At 62.0% G+C, this 21,012-nt stretch carries 18 protein-coding genes and 1 pseudogene; 10 read left to right on the top strand and 9 right to left on the bottom strand.

What is annotated here, in order from left to right:
• Positions 1 to 5: 5 nt before the first annotated feature.
• Together RGQ15_RS15610 and RGQ15_RS15615 are read right to left on the bottom strand one after the other, a co-directional pair.
• A pseudogene (locus RGQ15_RS15610) lies at positions 6 to 1,891 on the bottom strand (heavy metal translocating P-type ATPase).
• 173 nt (positions 1,892 to 2,064) lie between these two features.
• Positions 2,065 to 2,754 (bottom strand): GntR family transcriptional regulator, encoded by a 690-nt coding sequence (locus RGQ15_RS15615; protein ID WP_311161483.1) that lies wholly within the window; start codon positions 2,752 to 2,754, stop codon positions 2,065 to 2,067.
• Between the two features lie 117 nt (positions 2,755 to 2,871).
• Between RGQ15_RS15615 and dctP the strand changes: the two genes are divergently transcribed.
• The 5 genes from dctP to RGQ15_RS15640 are packed head-to-tail and all read left to right on the top strand — an operon-like array spanning position 2,872 to position 8,586.
• A complete protein-coding gene (gene dctP, locus RGQ15_RS15620) occupies positions 2,872 to 3,858 on the top strand; it encodes a TRAP transporter substrate-binding protein DctP (RefSeq protein ID WP_311161485.1) in 987 nt (328 codons plus the stop codon).
• Between the two features lie 51 nt (positions 3,859 to 3,909).
• Entirely contained in the window at positions 3,910 to 4,458 is a 549-nt protein-coding gene (locus RGQ15_RS15625; RefSeq protein ID WP_311161486.1) for a TRAP transporter small permease subunit, read from the top strand.
• A complete protein-coding gene (locus RGQ15_RS15630) occupies positions 4,459 to 5,772 on the top strand; it encodes a TRAP transporter large permease (RefSeq protein WP_311161487.1) in 1,314 nt (437 codons plus the stop codon).
• 19 nt (positions 5,773 to 5,791) lie between these two features.
• Entirely contained in the window at positions 5,792 to 7,075 is a 1,284-nt protein-coding gene (locus RGQ15_RS15635; RefSeq protein WP_311161737.1) for a malonyl-CoA decarboxylase, read from the top strand.
• The gene (locus tag RGQ15_RS15640; RefSeq protein ID WP_311161488.1) at positions 7,072 to 8,586 is read left to right on the top strand and encodes a malonate--CoA ligase; all 1,515 of its coding nucleotides are present in this window, start codon (positions 7,072 to 7,074) and stop codon (positions 8,584 to 8,586) included. The genes RGQ15_RS15635 and RGQ15_RS15640 overlap by 4 nt, the downstream gene beginning before the upstream one ends.
• A 55-nt stretch (positions 8,587 to 8,641) precedes the next feature.
• On the opposite strand, the gene RGQ15_RS15645 is transcribed toward RGQ15_RS15640, so the two are convergent.
• Positions 8,642 to 9,064, bottom strand: a complete 423-nt coding sequence (locus tag RGQ15_RS15645) for an Lrp/AsnC family transcriptional regulator (protein ID WP_311161489.1) — start codon at positions 9,062 to 9,064, stop codon at positions 8,642 to 8,644.
• Between the two features lie 123 nt (positions 9,065 to 9,187).
• Here RGQ15_RS15645 and RGQ15_RS15650 point away from each other — a divergent pair, with 123 nt between their 5' ends.
• Positions 9,188 to 10,255 (top strand): ornithine cyclodeaminase, encoded by a 1,068-nt coding sequence (locus RGQ15_RS15650; protein WP_311161491.1) that lies wholly within the window; start codon positions 9,188 to 9,190, stop codon positions 10,253 to 10,255.
• Positions 10,256 to 10,279: 24 nt separating this feature from the next.
• On the opposite strand, the gene RGQ15_RS15655 is transcribed toward RGQ15_RS15650, so the two are convergent.
• The 6 genes from RGQ15_RS15655 to RGQ15_RS15680 form a co-directional block, all read right to left on the bottom strand.
• Positions 10,280 to 11,320, bottom strand: a complete 1,041-nt coding sequence (locus RGQ15_RS15655) for a histone deacetylase family protein (protein ID WP_311161493.1) — start codon at positions 11,318 to 11,320, stop codon at positions 10,280 to 10,282.
• A complete protein-coding gene (locus RGQ15_RS15660) occupies positions 11,317 to 12,717 on the bottom strand; it encodes an FAD-binding oxidoreductase (RefSeq protein ID WP_311161494.1) in 1,401 nt (466 codons plus the stop codon). The genes RGQ15_RS15655 and RGQ15_RS15660 overlap by 4 nt, the downstream gene beginning before the upstream one ends.
• Positions 12,714 to 14,300, bottom strand: a complete 1,587-nt coding sequence (locus tag RGQ15_RS15665; protein WP_311161495.1) for an ABC transporter ATP-binding protein — start codon at positions 14,298 to 14,300, stop codon at positions 12,714 to 12,716. Before RGQ15_RS15665 ends, RGQ15_RS15660 begins: the two co-directional genes overlap by 4 nt.
• Positions 14,301 to 14,311: 11 nt before the next feature.
• Positions 14,312 to 15,151 (bottom strand): ABC transporter permease, encoded by an 840-nt coding sequence (locus RGQ15_RS15670; protein WP_311161497.1) that lies wholly within the window; start codon positions 15,149 to 15,151, stop codon positions 14,312 to 14,314.
• A gap of 11 nt (positions 15,152 to 15,162) precedes the next feature.
• A complete protein-coding gene (locus RGQ15_RS15675; RefSeq protein WP_311161499.1) occupies positions 15,163 to 16,137 on the bottom strand; it encodes an ABC transporter permease in 975 nt (324 codons plus the stop codon).
• 62 nt (positions 16,138 to 16,199) lie between these two features.
• Positions 16,200 to 17,747, bottom strand: coding sequence for an ABC transporter substrate-binding protein (locus RGQ15_RS15680; protein ID WP_409201345.1), 1,548 nt, complete (start codon positions 17,745 to 17,747; stop codon positions 16,200 to 16,202).
• Positions 17,748 to 18,052: 305 nt separating this feature from the next.
• On the opposite strand from RGQ15_RS15680, the gene lhpI reads away from it, so the two are divergent.
• From lhpI to RGQ15_RS15700, 4 genes are all read left to right on the top strand, one after another.
• Positions 18,053 to 18,988 carry a bifunctional Delta(1)-pyrroline-2-carboxylate/Delta(1)-piperideine-2-carboxylate reductase gene (gene lhpI / locus RGQ15_RS15685; RefSeq protein ID WP_311161500.1) on the top strand — a complete coding sequence of 312 codons (936 nt, stop codon included), beginning with the start codon at positions 18,053 to 18,055 and terminating at the stop codon, positions 18,986 to 18,988.
• Between the two features lie 203 nt (positions 18,989 to 19,191).
• Positions 19,192 to 20,184, top strand: coding sequence for a TRAP transporter substrate-binding protein (locus tag RGQ15_RS15690; protein ID WP_311161502.1), 993 nt, complete (start codon positions 19,192 to 19,194; stop codon positions 20,182 to 20,184).
• A complete protein-coding gene (locus RGQ15_RS15695) occupies positions 20,181 to 20,558 on the top strand; it encodes a cupin domain-containing protein (RefSeq protein ID WP_311161503.1) in 378 nt (125 codons plus the stop codon). Before RGQ15_RS15690 ends, RGQ15_RS15695 begins: the two co-directional genes overlap by 4 nt.
• Complete coding sequence (locus RGQ15_RS15700) at positions 20,555 to 21,010, top strand: TRAP transporter small permease (RefSeq protein ID WP_311161504.1); 456 nt, start codon at positions 20,555 to 20,557, stop codon at positions 21,008 to 21,010. Before RGQ15_RS15695 ends, RGQ15_RS15700 begins: the two co-directional genes overlap by 4 nt.
• Positions 21,011 to 21,012: the final 2 nt, after the last annotated feature.

Below are 21,012 nucleotides of genomic sequence, written 5' to 3' on the forward strand. Positions count from 1 at the left end.
ACGCGTCAGAGACTTGCCTGTTTGGCGCTTTCCAGGTCGTCGCCTGGCGGAACATCGGGTGAGATCCGAAGGGCGCGAAGTGCGTTCAGGATGACCGCGACATCGATCACTTCCTGCAAGATCGCTCCCTGGACGGGGGTAAGCAAGCCGAACGCAGCCGCGAGCATGCCCAGCACGGAAAGCCCGATGCCCACCACGACACTTTCCAAGGCGATCCCACGCGCGCGCCGGGCGATCCGAAGACCTGCCCCCAACCTGTCGATGCTGTCCACCAGCAGCACCACATCCGCCGCTTCGGCCGAAGCTGCCGCTCCACGAGCCCCCATGGCCACGCCGACATCCGCGGCAGCCAGCGCGGGTGCATCGTTGACCCCCCGTCACCGACCATCATGACAGGGCCGTGTTTGCGCTGGCTGAGGACCAGAAGCACCTTCTGATCCGGGCTCAGCCCGGCGCGGATCCCGTCGAGGCCAAGACCGCTGGTGATGCGCTCTGCGACCTCGGGCCGGTCCCCAGTGGCAAGATAAATTCGCTCAATCCCTTGCCTGCGAAGGCCTTCCAAAAGCGGGGCTACCCCGTCGCGCAGCGGGTCGGCCATGATGAGCTGACCGATCAGCCTGTCTTCTTCGGCCACAAGGACCTGGATGGAGCCGGCCTCGATCGCAAATCGGTCGGGTGAACTCACTCCGATCGAAGCGGCGACAAAGGGCGCGCCCCCTACGGTAATCCTTTTTCCCTCGACATCGCCGATGACACCCTCGCCCGGGTATTCGGTAACCCGCTCAGGAAGGGGCAGGGGCAGGCCGCGCGTTCGCGCCGCGGCGACGATGCCACGGGCGATCGGGTGTTTCGAAACCTGATCCAATGCAGCCCCAAGCCGCAGGATCTCATCTTCTGCATAACCCTCCTCGGAGGAAATCGAGACGATCCGGGGTCGGCCATCGGTCAATGTGCCTGTCTTGTCGAGGATCAGGCTGCGGACACGCGCCATGCTTTCCAGCGGCCCGGCACCCTTGATCAGGACGCCGAAATGGGCCGCTCGGGAAAGACCTGCCACCAGCGCGACCGGGACTGCAAGGATCAGGGGGCAAGGGGTGGCGACGACAAGAACGGCCACGGCACGGATCGGGTCTCCTGCGATCAGCCATGCCGAGGTGGCGATCAGCACGGTCACGGCCAGAAATCCGAGCGACCAGCGATCCGCCAGACGTGACATCGGTGCCTTGGACTTCTGAGCCTGTTCGACCAGCCGGACGATCCCGGCATAGGTGCTGTCCTTCGCAGGGCGGACCGCAATCATGTCGAAAGGTTCTCCCGCATTGGTCGATCCGCTGAGCACTTCGGCGCCACGGGAATGGCGTTGCGGAATTGGCTCGCCCGTCAACGTGGACATGTCCAGAAATGCGCTGTCTGAGCTTACCGTCCCATCGACAGGAAGAATATCGCCCTGGCTGATCAGCAGCCTGTCCCCCGGCCGGATTCGGTCCAGATGAACGTCGACGAGTTCGCCATCATCGTAACGGGTCGCCGTGCGTGGAACGCGCGTCAGAAGGTCACGCATTTCCCGACGCGCGCGCCCCTCGGCAAAGCCTTCGAGAAACGTCCCCCCCGAATACATCAACCCGACCACAGCCGCGGCGAGCGTTTCGCCGAATGCAAGGGCCGCGCTCATCGAAAGGGCTGCGACGATGTCCAATCCGACTTCGCCGTGCCAAAGGCTGCGGATGATTTCGATCACGAGTGCGCCAAGTACCGGCAGCACTCCAATGGTCCAGGCAATATCGGCCACATGGTCAAGCCCTGCCAGATCGGTAGCCAATCCGGTCACCAGCCCTGCCAGCGCGATCAGGAGCAGGAAAATCTTTGCTGGCTCAGCTGTAGTCAGGATCATCTGATGTAGCCAAATCCGCCTCGGGTTTCCCGGTCCGCGAGCTGCGGACATGTGCTGCCAGCCGATCTTAGCCCGGACGCTTTGCCTGCGACCAGTCTTTGCTTCGATCCTGTCGCTTCAGCGTCCTCGCAATGGTCTCAGGTCGCATCCGGCTGAACCGAATGGCGCTGGATTCAGGCGTGAGCCGCGCGGCCCTTTCCGATCGCCGCGCGATAGCTCGCGGCAAGGTCGGCGAAACTGTCGCCCTGCACCGCGATGTGGCGCCGCAACTCCGCGGAAACGAGCGTCTCGTCCCCCGCCAGCAGGGCTTCGAAAATGCGGCGGTGCTCGGCAAGGGATTCCTGCATTCTTCCGCGCACACGCAGCTGCAAGCGCCTGAAGGGCTTCAGGCGGCGATGCAGCCGTTCAGCCTCCTGGGCGAGAAAGCGGTTTCCCGAGGCGGCGTAAAGCGCTGAATGAAAATCGTGATTGGCATGGTAATAAGCCTCGACCTCGTTTCGGCTTGCTGCTTCCTCGCAGGCGACCAATCCGGCTTCCATCGCGACCCGATCCGCCGCCGTCATGCGTCTCGCGGCATGACGTCCACAAAGTGCCTCGATCTCGGCCATGACGTCGAACATCTCGACGACGTCCTCAAGCGAGGGAAATCGGACGAATGTGCCGCGCCTCGCCCTGATTTCGACAAGTCCCGAAGTGGCAAGCGCCTGAAACGCCTCACGTAATGGGGTGCGCGAGACGCCAAAGCTTTTGGACAGGCTGACCTCGTCGAGCCTTTCGCCATCGGCGAACCGCCCCTCGACGATCATTTCTTCCAATGCCTCTCGGACCCGATCGGTGCGCCGATGATCACTTTGATCCTGCATGGTAGCCTGCATTCGTAACGTAATTTTTTGTATGCAAGAATATTGACTGGAAATGCAGAAGACTTCAAGCTGCATCCATCGTGAATAATCACGAATACCTTTGGGAGGAGGTCTTCGATGAAACTTGCCAAGATTGCGGCACTTGCCGCGATCCCGTTCAGTCTTGCGCTCACTTCGGCTCAGGCCGAGGAACTGCGCCTTTCCCACCAGTTCGCGCCGGGGGACCTGCGGCACAAGATCGCGCAGATGGTCGCCGATGACGTCGCGGCGGCGAACGTGGATCTGACAATCAAGATCTTTCCGTCCGGTTCACTGTTCAAGGCCACCGAACAGTATCTGCCGCTGAGCAGGGGGCAATTGGACATGACTGTCCTGCCCCTGTCCTACGCGGGCGGGCAGCACCCGGAATACAACCTGACACTGATGCCCGGGCTGATCAAAAGCCACGACCACGCGGCACGGATGAACGCATCGCCCTTCATGGGCGAAATCGAGCGCATCCTGAACGAAGACGACGTGCTCACGCTGGTGCATGGCTATCTGGCTGGCGGCTTCGCAAGTGTTGATGGCTGCATCACCAAGCCCGATGACGTCAAGGGCAAGACGGTCCGCGCCGCGGGCAAGGGCTTCGAAGAAATGCTTCAGGCGGCGGGCGCGTCGATCGCCTCGATGCCTTCGTCCGAGACCTACAATGCGATGCAGCAGAACGTGCTGCAGGCGATGAACACCTCGTCTTCGTCCTTCGTCTCGTTCCGGCTGCAGGAGCTTGCGAAGTGTTACACGCCCGCAGGCGACGTGGCGCTTTGGTTCATGTACCAGCCGCTTCTGGTGAACAAGACCACCTTCGACGGCCTGAAACCCGAGCAGCAGGAAGCTCTGCGCGCAGCCGCCGCCAAGGCCGAGGCTTACTATCTGGAAGAGGCCAAGAAGGAAGACGCGGCCTCGGTCGAAGTGTTCAAGGCGGCCGGCGTCGAAATCGCGCAGATGTCGCCCGAGGATTTTGACGCCTGGAAGGCGCTTGCCCAGGAATCCTCCTACAAGGAGTTCGTCAAGGACGTGCCGGACGGGCAGAAGCTGCTCGACATGGCGCTGTCGGTCGAATGAAGCAGGCGGGCGCCGCAGGGCGCCCACTGACTTCGCTACGGAGTAAGTCGAATGTCCGCATCCTACACGGCGGCGACGTCCCGAAAGGACGCGAATGCCTTTGTGCGCATTGTCGAGGCGCTGACGACCTTCTTTGGGTGGATCGCGGCAGCCTTCACCATCATCGCGCTTCTGGTCACCTGCCACATGATCTTCGTGCGTTACGTCCTTGGACGTTCGACGATCTGGCAGACCGAGGCCGTGATCTACCTGATGATCGGGGCGACCCTGCTGGGCCTTGGCTATGTGCAGCGCCTGCGTGGCCATGTGAATGTCGATCTGATTCCGATGGCGTTGAAGCCAGGGGCGCGTCGCGTGCTTTGCTATGCCGTGCTCATCGCGACAATCGCGGTCACCGCGGTCATCGTCTGGTATTCCTACGAGGTCTGGCATCAGGCTTTTGACCGGAAATGGAAATCCTCGACCGTCTGGGCGCCGCCCCTTTGGATTCCCTACCTTTCCCTGCCGCTCGGGTTCGGCTTGTTCCTGCTGCAGCTGATCGCCGATCTGGTGAAACTCGTCACCGGTGCCGAGCCCCCCTTCGGCATCAGGGAGGAATGAATGGACCCTTTGTCCCTGGGCCTTCTGGTGGCGCTGGCCACCATCGTCATCCTGTTCTCGGGCGTTTCGGTGGCCGTGGGCCTGCTGATCGTCGCGGCTGCGTTCCTGCTGATCTTCGACGGCACGCGTTCGCTTGAAATGATACCCGAGATCTTCTTTGCGGATCTGAACAGCTTCGCCATCCTTTCAATTCCCATGTTCATCATCATGGGGGCAGCCGTTGCCTCGACCCGCGCCGGGGCCGACCTGTTCGAGGCACTCGAACGCTGGCTGACCCGCGTGCCGGGTGGGCTTGTCGTGTCGAACCTGGGCGCCTGCGCGCTTTTCGCGGCCATGTCCGGATCATCGCCCGCGACCTGCGCCGCCATCGGCAAGATGGGTATCCCCGAAATGCAGAAACGCGGCTATCCCGACGGCGTTGCCGCGGGTTCGATCGCCGCCGGGGGAACGCTTGGCATCCTGATCCCGCCTTCCGTCACGATGATCGTCTATGGCATCGCGACCGAGACCTCGATCGGGCGCCTTTTCCTGGCGGGGATCATTCCGGGCTTCCTGCTGACCGGGCTTTTCATGGCATGGGCCATCTATGCGACATGGCGGTCGGGGAATGCCGCCGTCCTGTCACCCCGCAGCTATTCGATGCGCGAACGTTTCGAAATCCTGCCGCGCATCCTGCCATTCCTCGCCGTGATCGCGGGCGTGCTCTATTTCATGTATGGCGGCATCGCCACGACGTCCGAGACGGCCGCCGTCGGCGCGGTTCTCTGCCTGGTCATGGCGATCATCATCTACCGGCTTTGGAACCCGCGTGCGATCTGGGGAATCCTGCGCGACAGCACCCGAGAAAGCGTGATGATCCTGTTCATCATGGCCGCGGCAGGCGTCTTTGCCTACATGATGTCATCGCTGTTCATCACCCAGTCGATCGCGCAATGGATCGCCGGGCTCGAGGTGAACCGCTGGGTTCTCATGGCGCTGATCAACCTCTTTTTGCTGGTCGCTGGTTTCTTTCTGCCGCCGGTCGCGGTGATCCTGATGACCGCGCCGATCCTGATGCCGATCCTCGAAGCCGCGCAGTTCGACCCCTACTGGTTTGCGGTCATCCTGACGATCAACATGGAAGTGGGGCTGATCACACCGCCGGTCGGGCTGAACCTTTTCGTCATCAACTCGATCGCGCCGAATATTTCGCTGCGCGCGATCCTTCTTGGCTCAGCGCCCTTCGTCGGCTGCATGTTCGCGGCAATCATCATCCTTTGCCTGTTTCCCGGCCTCGCGACCTGGTTGCCGACGCTGGTGATGGGTCCGCTGTAGGGAGGAAAATATGGCACGGATCGCATTCTTCTCGGACCTGATGGCGACCTTGTTCGAGCGTCGCCCCGCCAGCCCGCCGGGTCCAAGCAAACGCCCGATCAGCGAGCTTTGCGAGGCGCTCTTGTCCTCGCAGGGCGAGATTTCGGGTGTGAGGCTTGCGCGAGACATCCTGTCCCATTATCGCGCCATGAGCCTGGATGAGCGCGTGTCCTTCTTCCAGCATCTTGCGCAGGATCTGGATCTTGATCCCGTGGCCGTGGCTGAAGCAGCCGCGAAATACGGCACAACCCGTTCTCCCGAGGATCTGTATCGGCTGTGCCGTGAGGCAGAGCCACGTCGCCAGGAATTGTTGCGGCGCCTGAACCAGGCACCGGGCGCGACCGAGGAACTGGTCCGGATGCGGCTGGATCTGCTGCGCCTGGTGCCGGATACACCGCGCCTTCGCGTGATCGACGCCGATTTCCAGCACCTGTTTGCCAGCTGGTTCAATCGAGGCTTTCTCGTCCTGCGCCACATCGACTGGCGCACCCCTGCCAACATCCTTGAAAAGATCATCGAATACGAGGCGGTTCACGCCATCAACGATTGGCATGATCTGCAGCGCCGGCTGCGTCCTTCGGACCGGCGTTGCTTTGCCTTCTTCCATCCCGCCATGCCTGAAGAGCCGCTCATTTTCGTCGAAGTCGCGTTGTGCAAAGGGGTACCCGGATCGGTGCAGGCATTGCTTGCCGAAGAGCGGGAAACCGAATCCGCTTTCGACACAGCCGTCTTCTATTCGATCTCGAATTGCCAGGAAGGGCTGCGCGGCATCTCATTCGGAAATTCCTTGATCAAGCAGGTGGTCGAGGAGTTGAAGCGCGACCTGCCGCAGGTCAGCCGTTTCGTGACACTTTCTCCTGTTCCTGGTCTTGCACGCTGGCTCAAGGAACTCGCGCCCCAGAGACCCGAAGCCGAGGCACTGCTCAGGGCCGAGGAACCCGCCGCGATCAAAGCCTTGGCCGATGATCTGCGGAAGCTGACCGCGGAATATCTGCTGAAGGCCAAGCGCTCGGACGGGCTACCCGTCGATCCGGTGGCGCGGTTCCATCTGGGCAATGGCGCTTTACTGCATGAGATCCATGCCCTTGCCGATATCTCGCCCAATGGTTTGCGCCAGAGCCGGACCGCAATGGTCAACTACCTTTACGACCTCGAAAAGGTCGAACAGAACAACGAGAGTTTTGTCACCGAGCGCAAGGTGGCGGCCTCGAAACAGGCTCACGCCCTGCTGATGCAGGGTCAGACGACAGGAAGAAAACAATGACGAACCCGCTTTACGACGCTCTTGTTGCGCCGCTGGCCTCGCGCGACACGGCCTCGCTGATTGACGCCACAGGCAATGAGATTTCGGGCAAGGCGCTGCATCGCATGGCGATGGAATATGCCTCGGCGCTGACGGGTCTGGGCGTAAAGCCCGGTGACCGCCTGGCTGTTCAGATCGAGAAGTCACCCCAGGCGCTGGCACTGTATCTGGGCGCGGTTGCGGCAGGCGTTGTCTTTCTGCCGCTCAACACGGCCTATACGGCAGATGAAATCGATTACTTTGTCGGAAACTCCGGCGCAGCACTGTTGGTGGGGGACCCGGCCCGCGCAGATGCGCTGCGCGAAGTTGCCGCGCGAAATGGGGCGCAGTTCCAGACGCTCGACGGCGCGGGGCAGGGCGGGCTTTCCGACCTGGCCGCAGCCGCAGAGGATTTCACTCCGGTCGAACGTCGGCCCGACGATCTTGCCGCGATCCTCTACACCTCGGGGACGACCGGGCGCTCCAAAGGGGCGATGCTCAGTCAGTCGAACCTGCTTTCGAACGCCGAGGTTCTGGTGCGGGAATGGCGCTTCACCGATGCCGACGTGCTTTTGCACGCATTGCCGATCTTTCACACGCATGGACTGTTCGTGGCTTCGAACGTGCTTTTGCTGGCGGGTGGCACGATGGTGTTCCTGCCCGGCTTCAAGCTGGATCAGGTCATCTCGTGGCTGCCCAGATCGACCAGCATGATGGGCGTGCCCACGTTCTACACTCGGCTTCTGGACGATCCGCGCTTCACGCGCGATCTCGTCGGCCATATGCGGCTTTTCACCTCGGGCTCGGCCCCGCTCCTCGCCGAGACGCATCGCCAGTTCGAAGATCGGACGGGCCACCGCATCCTCGAGCGTTACGGGATGACCGAAACCAACATGAACACGTCGAACCCCTACGAAGGCGATCGTCGGGCCGGCACGGTCGGCATGCCGCTGCCGGGGGTCGAGGTGAAGATCACCGATCCGGCAACGGGCGCAACCCTGCCCGAGGGAGAGCCGGGCATGATCGAGGTGCGTGGCCCCAACGTGTTCAAAGGTTACTGGGAAATGCCCGAGAAGACGCGCGAGGAACTGCGCGAGAACGGGTTTTTCATCACCGGCGATATCGGCGTCATCGATGCCGATGGCTACGTCAGCATCGTCGGGCGGCAGAAGGACCTAATCATCACCGGGGGATACAATGTCTATCCCAAGGAGATAGAATTGATCCTGGACGAACAGCCGGGGGTCCTGGAAAGTGCGGTGATCGGTGTGCCTCATCCCGATTTCGGCGAAGGTGTCGTCGCCATTCTTGTTCCCGAATCCAACGAAAGCCCCGATCTTGAGGCGATCCGGTCAGCGCTCGGTCAGAGCCTCGCGAAGTTCAAGCAGCCCAAGCATATCGCGCTGGTGGCGGAGCTTCCGCGCAATACGATGGGAAAGGTGCAAAAGAACCTGCTGCGCAACGAGATGTCCGAGCTTTTCGCGGGAAGCTGACGCACCTTGAAAGGGTCAGGCCCCGAAATGGGGCCGCCCTTGCCAGTGATAGGGGTCAGACCTGGCTCAGAAGGATGCTGGTTTCGCTGTTCGTGATGCCCTGGATTTCGCGCACTTCGCGCAGAACCCGATCGAAATGGGGCAGGTTATCTGCGGCAAGTTGTGCAACCAGGTCCCATTTGCCGTTTGTAGAGTGCAGCGAATGCAATTCGGGCAGGCCCCTTAGCGCACGGATGACCTGGGTCGTCGACCTGCCATTCACCTCGATCAGCATTACGGCCTGCACGGCTTCGGTGACGTTTTCGCGTGCGCGGATCGTAAACCCCAGAACTGCGCCGGTATCCATCAGACGATCAAGCCGGGTCTGGACCGTGGCGCGCGAAACACCAAGGATCGTCGCCAGTTTCGAAACTGGCGCGCGGCCATCCTCGCGTAGCGCGGCGATCAGCCGTCGGTCGAGATCGTCAAGCAGATGCATGGCAATGTGCTAAGCCGATGTTATCATATTGCTTGATGATCTACACGTTTCAGCAAATCTTTCAACTGTTGCAAGATATTTGCGACCTTTATCCTTGGCTCGTCACGAATAGCGGAGCCAATCATGAACATGCATTTCAATCCCTCGCAGAGCGTGCGTTACGTGGGCGTCCAGAACATGGTGCGCCTTGTGGCATCGCGCGGGGTGGAGAGCATGCTCGAAGGTATGGCGGATTACATCGAAGAGGATTTTCGCCGCTGGCCGCTTTTCGACAAGACGCCACGGGTCGCGAGCCATTCGGCAGATGGGGTGATCGAGCTCATGCCGACTTCGGACGGCACGCTTTACGGGTTCAAATATGTGAATGGTCATCCGAAGAACATGCGAGAGGGTCTTCAGACCGTGACGGCCTTTGGCATGCTGGCGGATGTGGCAACCGGCTATCCACAATTCATCTCGGAAATGACGATCACGACGGCCCTGCGCACGGCAGCGACTTCAGCCGTAGCGGCCAGGCATCTTGCCCGCCCCGACAGCCGCGTCATGGGGATGATCGGCCTGGGTGCACAGTCCGAGTTCCAGGCCCTGGCATTCCGGGTCATCTGCGGCATCGAAGAGCTTCGCGTCTATGATATCGACCCCGAGGCGACGGCGAAATTCCTTGGCAACATGGAAGGGCTCGGCCTGAGGATCACGCCGTGCAAAAGCGCGGCCGACGCGGTCATGGGGGTCGACATCATCACCACGGTGACCGCCGACAAGCAGAATGCCACGGTTCTTTCCGACAACATGGTCGGGGCCGGCGTGCACATCAACGCGATCGGGGGCGACTGCCCCGGCAAGACCGAGTTGCAGGCCGATATCCTGAAACGCGCTTCAGTCTTCGTCGAATACCCCGAGCAGACCCGGATCGAAGGCGAGATCCAGCAGATGGAGGCCGATTTCCCGGTGACCGAATTGTGGCGCGTGATCACGGGCGAACTGCCGGGCAGGTTGGATGCCCAGCAGATCACCCTGTTCGATTCAGTCGGTTTCGCGACCGAGGATCTGTCGGCGCTGCGCTATATCCGCGATGTCGTCGCAGAGACTCCGTTCTACGATGAAATCGACCTGATCGCCGCGCCCGCAGATCCCCGCGACCTGTTCGGACTGATCCGCTCGGCCAAGCTGTCCGCAGATGAAGGGATCTGACGCCTTGCCGCGCACGCGCCGGGCTCAGTGCGTGGCCGACTGGCGCGCGTTCTGCAACCCGGCCAGATAGCTGCCAAGATTGTCGCCGAGGCTCGGCTGCATGTAGCCTCCCTCCTGCACGTTCAGGACCGGGATATCGAGCTTGGCAATCCTGCCGGCGATCCGGGCAAAGCCCTCGGTCGTGACCTTGAGCCCTTGAAAGGGATCGTCCTCATGCGCGTCAAGACCAAGCGCGACCACGATCACCGAGGCCCCATAGGCCGAGACCTGCTCGAGTGCGCGGTCCACTGCTTCCAGATAGCCTTTGTCGCCGGTTCCACGAGCTAGCGGCAGATTCAGGTTGTAGCCAACTCCGCGACCTTCCCCGCATTCCTGCGCCCCGCCCGCGTAAAAGGGATAAAACTCGGCGGGATCGACATGGATCGAGACGGTCAGCACGTCGTCCCGATCGTAAAAGATCCCCTGCGTCCCGTTCCCATGGTGCACATCAATGTCGAGGATGGCCGGGCGATGGCCATGTGCGCGCAGGAACTCGGCCGCGATCCCCGAATTGTTCAGGAAACAGAAACCACCCGAGACCTCGCGGTAGGCGTGATGGCCCGAGGGGCGGCAGAGGGCATAGGCCGCATCCGCTCCGTCCAGGATCATGCCTGCTCCGGTCAATGCAGTCTGCGCCGACCAGTAGATCGCATCCCAGCTATGTTCCGAGATCGGACAGGACGTATCGGCGTTGTGAAATCCGATCTGGGCTTCGGCATCATACGAATAGTGCACCCGCCGATCCGGCGAAATGCGCCCCGGCACGACCTCGCCCAGATCCGCGACCTGCTCCGAGCGACGCGCATGGATCGTCTTCAGATAGGCCAGATAGCGCGGTGTATGGACTGCGGCCAGAGGTGCCATGCCATGATCCATCGGGGCATTCAGTTCAAGTCCGGCCTGCCTAAGCCCGCGCAGCAATTCGTTTACCCGCTCGGGCCGGTCGGGGTTCAGGATCACCTTTCCGTCTGCCAACCGGAATTGGGGGTCGTGCTTGCGCTGCCGTTCGTCGAATACCGCCTTCATATCTCGCCCTCCACGGCAACGGGCAGGGTCTTGCCCGGATTCAGAATTCCCTTTGGATCCAGCGCCTTTTTTATTTCGCGCATCACCTGCAACGCGACCGGATCCTTGAAGCGGGCCATGGGGGCCAGTTTCGAGATGCCGACGCCATGTTCTGCCGAGAATGTCCCGTTCATTTCAACCGCGAGAGAGTCAATTTCGGCACGCAGCGCTGCAATCAGTCCCGGTTCGTTGGCGGAAGGGTAGCAGGTGTAATGGATATTCCCGTCACCCAGATGAGCAACCGAAAGCACGTCGCAGCGCGGATCGACTGCCCGCAACCTTGGCTCGATGTCGCGCAGATAATCGGCCACGCGGTCGATCGGCACCGCGATGTCCGTATCAAGAGCCGGTTCGCGCCGGAAGGCAATCTCGGCGGCCGCCTCGCGTCGCGCCCACATCTCGCTGCGTTGGGCCTCGTTCTGAGCGATCACCGCGTCGGAAACCCCGCCGGTTTCAAACCACTCGGACAGAACTTCTTCGAGCACCGCGCCCAGTGTGCCAGGCCTTGCGGCGGCGAGTTCGACCAGCAGGTTGACCTCATGCGGCGCGTCGAAGGGTTCCCGCGCCTTCGGGTCGACTTCGAAATGTCCCTCGACAAAGGCGCGGGGCATGAACTCGAAGGCAACCACCGCGCCGCCCGTCGCGTCTTGCAGCGCGTTAAGCAGATCCGGGGCGCGGTCAAGTTGCGTCATGGCGACCATGGCCGTCACGCGCTCGGCCGGGCGCGGTTGCAGCTTCATGACTGCAGCCGTGATGATGCCAAGCTGACCTTCGGCACCGATCACAAGGTCGCGCAGGTCGAAGCCCGAATTGTTCTTGTGAAGCGCCTGCATCAGGTCGAGCACGCGACCGTCGGCCAGAACCACCTCGACACCGAGACAGAGATCGCGCGTATTGCCATATCGCAAGACATTCGCGCCGCCGGCGTTCGTCGAAAGGACCCCGCCGATCATCGCCGAGCCGCTTGCTCCGAAAGCCAGCGGAAAGATCAGTCCCTGTTCTTCGGCAGCAACGTTCAATGCATCGACGATGACGCCGGCATCGACCACCGCAACGCGGGCCTCGGGACGGATCTCGCGAATGCGGTTCATCCGCTCGACCGAGAGCATGATCGCACCGCTGCCCAGGGCGCCCCCGTTCAATCCGGTATTGCCGGATACCGGGACCACGGGCAGGTCGCGCCCATGGGCAACGCGCAACACGGCCGACACCTCGTCGCGATTTGCCGGGCGCACCACGGCAAGCGGCGCGCCCGTATAGTGACCGGTCCAATCGCGATCCCAGCGCGCCGTGTCGCGGCCGGTCAACACGTTTGCCGCACCCACGATGGCGGCGAGATCCTCGATCAGTTCGGTCATTCCTCTGCCTCCAGCTCAAGTCCGGGTGCGGCTTCAAGCAGGCTTTGGGTATAGGCTTCGCGAGGCGATAGGAAGACCTGCTTCGCGCTGCCCAGTTCGACAACCCGGCCCTTTTGCATCACTGCGATCCGGTCACAGATCTTGCCCGCGACGCGAAGATCATGGGTGACGAAGATCATGGTGAGGCCGAGCCGCTCCTTGAGGTCTTCGAGCAAGTCCAGAACCTGAGCTTGAACCGAGACGTCAAGGGCCGATACCGCCTCATCCGCCACGATGATTTCGGGTTCCAGAGCAAGTGCGCGGGCAATGCCGATCCGCTGGCGTTGTCCGCCCGAGAACTCGTGTGAAAAACGGTTCATGGCGCTCTCCCCCAGCCCGACAAGGGTCAGAAGCTCGCGCGCGCGGGCCTGCGCCTCGGCACGGCTCTTGCCATGAGAGATGGGGCCCTCGGTCAGGATGCGGCCGATCCGCGCGCGTGGGTTCAGCGAAGCATAGGGGTCCTGAAAGATCATCTGGATCCGCTTGCGATGCGCCTTGAGTGCTGCTCCGCGCAGGTTCGAGATATCCTGCCCATCCATCTCGATGCTGCCGCCGTCTGGCTCGACAAGCTGGACAATGGCGCGGCCCAGCGTCGACTTGCCCGACCCGGATTCACCAACGATGCCCAGAGTTTCGCCGCGCATGAGATCAATCGTGACATTGTCGCTGGCCTTCACCACGCGCTCGCCCGTGCGGAACTCCTTAACCAGGTTCCGCACCCGAAGCAGTGGCTCATCACGTTTCGGGGCAGGATGAAATTCGACACGCGGGATCGCGTCGATCAGGCGGCGGGTATAGGGATGGTCCGGCGCGACGAGGACCTTCGAGGCCGGTCCTTGTTCGACCAACTCGCCCAGTTCGATGACAGCGACGTCATCAGCGATCTCGGACACGACGCCGAAGTCATGGGTCACGAACATGACCGCCATGCCGTGGTGGGTCTGCAGATCCTTGATCAGCGACAGGATCTGCGCCTGGGTGGTAACGTCCAGCGCGGTCGTCGGCTCGTCCGCGATCAGAACCTTCGGCTCAAGCGCAAGGGCCATCGCGATCACGACGCGCTGACGTTGCCCGCCCGACAGCTGAAAGGGATAGGCGTTCTGGGCGCGTTCTGGATCGGGAATGCCGACTTCGCGCAAAAGTTGCAGCGCGCGCGCCGACCGCTGGGTCGGAGTCAGGAGGCCATGGGCCTCGTAAACCTCGGCGATCTGCGCACCGATCCGCATGAGAGGGTTCAGCGCGGTCATCGGTTCCTGGAAGATCATTGCAATACCCTGACCGCGCAGATCCTGGTATTGTTCTTCCGTCAGACGCGTGATGTCCCGTCCCTGGAACATGATCCGGCCTGCGCCAACCGTGACCCCCTGCGGCAGCAGCCCCATGACCGCGTTCGCGGACATGGATTTCCCCGATCCGGATTCGCCGACGATGCAAAGCGTCCGCCCCGGAAACAGCTTCAGCGTGACATCGCGGACGGCATGCGGGCGATCCGCGCCCTCGGGCAGGTCCAGCGTCAGGTTCTCGATGCTGAGTGTGGGTTCCATCTGGGCCTCCATCAGGCACGCCGCCGCGCGAGGCGGGGGTTCATCGCGTCGTTCAGGCTTTCACCGATAAGGTTGAGTGCCAGGACGGTTATGAGGATCGCCACGCCGGGAAAGAAGGACAGCCACCATGCCTGCCGGATGACCGTGCGCGCCGCGCCGATCATGTAGCCCCAGGACATGAGGTTCGGATCGCCCAGTCCCAGGAAGGACAGCGAGCTTTCCAGCAGGATGGCCGAGGCGACCATCAGCGAGGCCATCACAATGATCGGTGAGATTGCGTTGGGCAGGACCTGGCGCAGGATGATCTGACCGGCGGGCAGGCCTTGCAGGATCGCGGCCTCGATATATTCGCGCTTGCGCAGCGACATGACCTCGCCACGCACGAGCCGTGCGACCGGTGGCCAGGACACGATTGCAATGGCCAGCGTGATCGACACGACCGAGGGCTGGAAGATCGCCACGATGACGATGGCCAGTGCGAAGCTGGGCACTGTCTGGAAGAACTCGGTCACGCGCATCAGCAGGTCATCGACCCAGCCGCCGAAATACCCCGCGACCGCGCCGATCGGGATACCGATGAGCAAAGCGGCCAGGGTCGAAACCAGCCCGACCAGCAGCGAAACTCGCGCACCATGCGCGAGACCCGCAGCCACGTCGCGCCCGACGGTGTCTGTTCCCAGCGGGAAAGCCATATTGTCGAACGGTGGCAGAAACGGCCGCTGGACCATCTTCCAGGGATTGCCCGGAAAGAAAAGCGGGGCGAGCAGCGCAACGGCCACGATTAACGCAAGCAGGGTCAGCCCGATTACACCGCCCTTGTTCGAGGCGAAACGACGCCAGAAATCCTTCATCGTTTCCCCCTTCACTGGACGCGGATTCGGGGATCGACGATCCCGTAGATCAGGTCGGTGATCATGTTGAAGACGATCACCATGGCTGCCGAGACGAAGAAGACGCCCAGCAGTACGTTGTAGTCACGTTGGGCCAGTGCCTCGAACATTAGCCGCCCGATTCCCGGCCAGGCAAAGACGGTCTCGGTCAGGACGGCGCCGCCCACAAGCTGCCCGGCCTGGAGCCCCGCCAGCGTGACGATCGGCAGCAGCGCGTTTCTCAGGACGTGGCGGCGCTGGATCAGGCGCGGAGACAGTCCTTTCGCGCGCGCCGTCTTGACGAAATCCATCTGGCTCACCTCGAGCATCGAGGCGCGGGTCATGCGGGAATAGACGGCCGTGAAGAACAATCCAAGCGACACTGCCGGCAGGACGAGGTGACGGGCGATATCCATTGCGCGCGCCATGCCCGTATATCCTGCGCCGACCGTCTCGAAGCCGAAGGGCGGCAGCCAACCCAGCGTCACCGAAAACAGCAGCACCCCCATGAGCGCAGCCCAGAACAAAGGCGTCGCATAGAAGATGAGCGCAACCGTGGAAATCAGCGTGTCAGACCACCTCCCGACGCGGCTGGCCGCGAGCACGCCGGCCAGAACGCCGAGCACGAGCGACACGAGGAAGGCCGATCCGGTCAAAAGGAGCGTTGCCGGAAGACGATCCAGGATCAGGTCCAGCACCGGCATCTGCTGACGATAGGAAAAGCCAAGATCCAACCTGGCCACGTCCGAGACATATTTCCAGAGCTGAACGTAAAGGGGCTGGTCGAGGCCGAACTTGATGCGCAGCTGCTCAAGGAACAGCTCGTCGGTCGCCCCCGCTTCGCCAGCCATGACGGTGGCGGGATCGCCCGGGGCGGAGTGGATCAGGAGAAAGTTCAGGACGAGAATGGCCAGCAGCACAATCGCGGCTTTGACCAATCGCCCGGCGATGCGGGTGATGATCTTCATGTCGGGAAACCTCGGACAGGAACGGAAAGACCCCGGCGCATCGCTGCGCCGGGGTCACGCCGTCACTTCTCGATATAGGCGTTCTTGAAGCCGTCGTTGACGCCGATGCCGGTGGTAATCAGGTCCTTGACGTTGCAACGCGTGATGGTCGGGAAGCCCATGTCCAGAAGCCACCCCACCGGAACATCCTCGGCGAGCTTTCTTTGCACCTCGGTATAGGCGGCAGCACGCTCATCGGTGTTGATCGTCCCGGCACCCTTCTCGAACAATGCGTCAATATCGGGGTTGGAATAGCCTGCGACGTTGTTCCAGGGCGAGCCTTTCGCGATGTTCGAAGAAATATACGTCCGCGCCACGCCCAGTGCCGGGTCGCCGTATTGGAACAGATAGGTGGTCGAAAGGTCGAAATCCCAGTCCGAAAGGCGCTTGTTCCAGCCAGCGACGTCGGTCGAGACGATGTCGACATTCACGCCGATGTCCGACAGGTTCTGCTTGATGACCTCGGCAAGACGCATCCACGTTTCGCCATAGGGCATGGGCACGAACTCCAGGACCTCGCCGTCATAGCCCGAAGCCTTGACCAGTTCCTTCGCCTTTTCGGGATCATAGCTGAAGGGCGCGATCGAGGCGTCGTAGAAGCGGGTCGAACCGGCGAACGGGCCGGTCGAGACCTTTCCCATCCCGTTCCAAAGCGCGTCGCGCACGAAATCGCGGTCGATCGCATACATGATCGCCTGACGGAATTCCTTGCTGGCGGTGGGCCCTTGGCGGTTGTTCATCCACACCCAGCTTTGCGGCCCGAAGAATTCCCAGCCCGACTCGGTCGAGCAGGTATTTTCCAGCGCGGTAATACGCGGCACATCGAAATTCTCGATCGAGCCGCCCGGCAGGATGTCGACCTGGCCGGTTTCGAAGGCCACGGCGCGCGAGGCGGCGTCGGGGATGACATGCCAATAGATTTCGTCGAGATAGGGCTTGCCCTCATCCCAGTAGTCGGCGTTCTTCACAAGCTTGATGTAGGAGCCCTTGGACCATTCATCGAGCTTGAAGGGGCCCGTGCCGATGGGCGTGTTGTTCGCCGGGTTGGTGGCGAAGTCGGTGCCTTCGTAGACGTGCTTGGGAACGATCGGCATAGAACCGACCTCGAAGGCGTTGAGGAATGGACCGAAGGCCGATTTCAACTTGAAGACGACTGTGTTGTCGTCCGGCGCAGTGATGGATTCGACATGCGCGAGCACGGCGCGGAAGCGCGGGTGGGATTCGCGCAGGAACACATCGGCGGTAAATACCACGTCGGCAGACGAGAAAGGCGTGCCGTCGTGCCATTTCACGCCGTCTTCCAGGTGGAAGGTATAGGTCAGGCCGTCCTCGGAGATTTCCCAACTTTTCGCCAATGATGGCATCGGGTTCAGCTTGGTGTCGTAGCGCAGCAGGCCTTCGTAGATGTTACCTGCGACCATCTGGGTCGGAGCATTCTGGACCAGGCCGAGCATCAGGCTCGGGGGCTCAGGCTGGACGACGATGTTCGCGCGCCCTCCCATCACGGGATCCGCCATTGCGGAAGTGGCTGGCAGCAGACCTGCTATCGCTGCGGTCAGTAGTCGGCGCATGGAAAAACTCCCTGGTTGATGGGCATTGCCTGCCCTTATCGGCTCGTTCGGAGGTGCGGTCTTGCGGCCGCGAACCGCACTATTCGCGAGAGCGGGGGTGTCGACAAATAGGCTGGGCCTATGGTTGCAATCAGCGTGGCTCCATCGCTCTGAAAGAAGCGATCTTGATCGAGCGGACGGTCACGGCCATCCGCCCTATGGCAGTCATTGAACGGACTTATTTGTGTCATTCCCGAGCTTGTGGAACTAAGTCGTCCCAACAAGGCCGGAACGCAGTCCGGCGCATCAGAACCGGGGGAGCGACCGTGCAGCTATATGACCATCACGCCGTTGAGGACCGACTGGATTGGTCGTTGCTGATCGAGAACCTGCGCCAGGGATTTGCCCGCGCCACGGTCGAGGCGCCACCGCGTCAGGTGCTGAGCATCACCCAGCCTGACGGGACCGAGGCATCGCTTCTGATCATGCCCGCCTGGGAAGGGGGAAAGGCGATCGGGGTGAAGGTCGTGACCTTCTTCCCCGGCAATGCCGCGCAAGGGAAGGCGACGATCAACGCGGGCTTTCTGATGTTCGATGGCGCGGACGGTCGCTTCGTCTCGGCTATGGATGGCGACGCGTTGACGGCGCGTCGAACCGCAGCGGCCTCCGCGCTCGCGGCCGATTACCTTGCCCGCAAGGATGCGCGCAGGCTGCTGGTATTGGGAACCGGTCAGCTTGCTGCGGCAGTCGCCCAGGCGCATGCCAAGATGCGCAATTATTCCGAGGTCGCGATCTGGGGACGCAGCATCGAAAAGGCCGAAACGGTTGTGGAAGATCTGTGTCGGCTGGGCCTGCCCGCAATTGTCTGCACGGATCTCGAGGCGGGGTGCAGGGCCGCTGATGTCGTCAGTTCGGTCACGGCCTCGACCTCCCCCTTCATTCGCGGCGAATGGTTGTCGCCAGGCAGCCACCTTGACCTGATCGGGGCCTTCAAGGCCGATATGCGTGAATGCGACGATTTGGCCCTGACGCAGGCGGATGTCTTTGTCGACGGGCGGGCGGGCGCAGTGCTGGCGGGCGATCTCGCACAGCCGATCGCGGGCGGCTTGTTTGACGCGTCGCGCATTCTTGGCGACCTGACCGAGCTGGTGCAGGGGCGAGTGGAAGGGCGCAGGGATGCCGCATCGCGCACGCTTTTCAAATCGGTCGGGATGTCTCAGGAAGACCTGATTGCCGCGATCCAGGTATCCGGCCTCGGCTGACACCAAGGGGGCGACTTCGCGGTCCGAAAGGTCGGCCCCCTGCTTGTCTTGCCCCGAGGGCCCGGGTGGCGGGCGGTGCTTGCGCACCCCTTGCGTCCCAATCATAGGCGGAGCGCATTCCAAGCATTGGACCCCGCTATTTGCCATCGGCAAGCCCGGTGGTTCAGATTTGCGAGAACAGAAATTCCAACGGGAGCATGTCAATGAACAACGCAAAAACATTCCGCGCCGGGCTTGCCGCCGCCCTGATGTCGGTTTCGATCCTCGGGCTGGCCGGCCCGGCTTCGGCGGAAACCACCATCCGTATCGGTCACGTCCTGGCTGACGGCCATAGCTGGAACGTCGCGGCGCAGGGTTTCGCGAAGGAAGTCGGCGAAAAGACCGAAGGTCGCGTCAAGATCGAGGTGTTCCCCGGCGGCCAGCTTGGCAACGAGAAGGACATGATCGAGGGGCTTCAGTTCGGCGCCGTGCAAGGCGGCGTGATCGGGGCGGGTTCTTTCCAGACGATCGAGCCCAAGCTTGGCATCATCGAGATGCCCTATGCCTGGTCGTCGCGCGAAAAGGCATTCGCGGCGCTTGACGGCGATCTTGGCGCGGCACTTTCCGACATGCTCGAGGAAAAGAATGTCAAGGTTCTGGCCTGGTGGGAAAACGGCTACAGAAATGTGACGAACTCGAAGCTGCCGATCGAAGCCCCGGCCGATCTCGATGGCCTGAAGATCCGCGTCACACCCGACAAGGTGCGCCTTGAGACCTTCGAGATCATGGGCGCGCAGCCCGCGCCGCTGGCCTTCGGCGAGCTTTATTCCGCCCTGCAGCAGGGTGTTTTCGACGCACAGGAAAACCCACTGTCGATCATCTGGTCTTCGTCTTTCTTCGAGGTGCAGAAATACGTCTCGATGACCCAGCATGTCTGGGGTGCCGCCACGCTCGTGCTGTCCAAGCCCGTCTGGGAGAAGCTCTCGCCCGAAGACCAGCAGATCGTCGAGGCGGCGGCCCAGGAATGGGGCGAGAAACAGCGCCAGATGGTTGCCGATTCCGATGCCGAGATGATCGCCAAGCTCAAGGAAAAGGGCATGGAGTTCAACGATGTCGACAAGGCCGCATTCGAAGCCGCCGTCCAGCCGGTCTGGGATCAGAACGCGGATGTCTTCGGCCCCGATCTGATGGCGATTATGGAAAGCTATCGCAAATGAGCCCCCGCGCTCCTGAAATTCGCCAACTTGAAGAGGTCGCCCCGGTCCAGCTTTTCGATTTCAGCCAGAAAGTGCTGTTTTCGCCGAAAGAACGGGGCGAAGGATTCATCAAGATGGCTGTCACCACGGGCAAGAGGGGCGCGCGCAGCGTGCCCCACGCCCATCCAAGGGACGAAGTGACCCTGACCTTGAAAGGCCAGGCCGTGCTGCGCGCCAATGGTCGGGAATACCACATGACCGAAGGCACCGCACTGCGCTTGCCGCCTGGCGTTGTCCACGAGGTCGAGGTCCTTTCCGATGAATGGGTCGTCGTCGCGGCATATTGCGACGAATGCCAGCTTTGCGTGCCCTTGAAGGGAAGGGAGAGCGAATGAAGCGCCTGGCCCGAACACTTGATGCGCTTGCGCGCACCATCGGCGCGATCGGTATCGCTGCACTTGCAGGCATCGTCGCATGGGTGGTCTTTTCTCGCTACGTTCTGGGCGTCACGCCCCGCTGGTCCGAGGAATTGCCGCGGCTGATCCTTGTCTGGGTGACCTTTCTCGGCGTGGTGTCCGGCTTTGCGCGTGGCTCGCATTTCGAAGCCGGGATCGCAGACATGATCTTGGGGCAGGGGCCCCTGCGACGCGCCGCGCGCTGGCTTGCACTGTTCGCAAGCGCGGCCTTCCTTGTCGTTCTGTTGGTCACCGGCTGGCAGATCACCGGTTTCACCTGGCACCACGCCACGACGGCTCTCGCCTTGCCGGGTGGTCTTTTCTACCTGTGCCTTCCGATCGGAGCGGCACTTTCGCTGGTCGCGCTGGTCGCGGGAAGGTTCGGAAAATGAGC

Origin of the sequence: Paracoccus sp. MBLB3053 (assembly GCF_031822435.1) — a bacterium.
In the GTDB taxonomy this organism is placed as follows: Bacteria; Pseudomonadota; Alphaproteobacteria; order Rhodobacterales; family Rhodobacteraceae; genus Paracoccus; species Paracoccus aurantius.

Coding starts and splice junctions, on each gene's coding strand:
- RGQ15_RS15615 (WP_311161483.1), bottom strand. CDS start 2,754: ATGCAGGATCAAAGTGATCATCGGCGCACCGATCGGGTCCGAGAGGCA.
- dctP (WP_311161485.1), top strand. CDS start 2,872: ATGAAACTTGCCAAGATTGCGGCACTTGCCGCGATCCCGTTCAGTCTT.
- RGQ15_RS15625 (WP_311161486.1), top strand. CDS start 3,910: ATGTCCGCATCCTACACGGCGGCGACGTCCCGAAAGGACGCGAATGCC.
- RGQ15_RS15630 (WP_311161487.1), top strand. CDS start 4,459: ATGGACCCTTTGTCCCTGGGCCTTCTGGTGGCGCTGGCCACCATCGTC.
- RGQ15_RS15640 (WP_311161488.1), top strand. CDS start 7,072: ATGACGAACCCGCTTTACGACGCTCTTGTTGCGCCGCTGGCCTCGCGC.
- RGQ15_RS15645 (WP_311161489.1), bottom strand. CDS start 9,064: ATGCATCTGCTTGACGATCTCGACCGACGGCTGATCGCCGCGCTACGC.
- RGQ15_RS15650 (WP_311161491.1), top strand. CDS start 9,188: ATGAACATGCATTTCAATCCCTCGCAGAGCGTGCGTTACGTGGGCGTC.
- RGQ15_RS15655 (WP_311161493.1), bottom strand. CDS start 11,320: ATGAAGGCGGTATTCGACGAACGGCAGCGCAAGCACGACCCCCAATTC.
- RGQ15_RS15660 (WP_311161494.1), bottom strand. CDS start 12,717: ATGACCGAACTGATCGAGGATCTCGCCGCCATCGTGGGTGCGGCAAAC.
- RGQ15_RS15665 (WP_311161495.1), bottom strand. CDS start 14,300: ATGGAACCCACACTCAGCATCGAGAACCTGACGCTGGACCTGCCCGAG.
- RGQ15_RS15670 (WP_311161497.1), bottom strand. CDS start 15,151: ATGAAGGATTTCTGGCGTCGTTTCGCCTCGAACAAGGGCGGTGTAATC.
- RGQ15_RS15675 (WP_311161499.1), bottom strand. CDS start 16,137: ATGAAGATCATCACCCGCATCGCCGGGCGATTGGTCAAAGCCGCGATT.
- RGQ15_RS15680 (WP_409201345.1), bottom strand. CDS start 17,747: ATGCGCCGACTACTGACCGCAGCGATAGCAGGTCTGCTGCCAGCCACT.
- RGQ15_RS15690 (WP_311161502.1), top strand. CDS start 19,192: ATGAACAACGCAAAAACATTCCGCGCCGGGCTTGCCGCCGCCCTGATG.
- RGQ15_RS15695 (WP_311161503.1), top strand. CDS start 20,181: ATGAGCCCCCGCGCTCCTGAAATTCGCCAACTTGAAGAGGTCGCCCCG.
- RGQ15_RS15700 (WP_311161504.1), top strand. CDS start 20,555: ATGAAGCGCCTGGCCCGAACACTTGATGCGCTTGCGCGCACCATCGGC.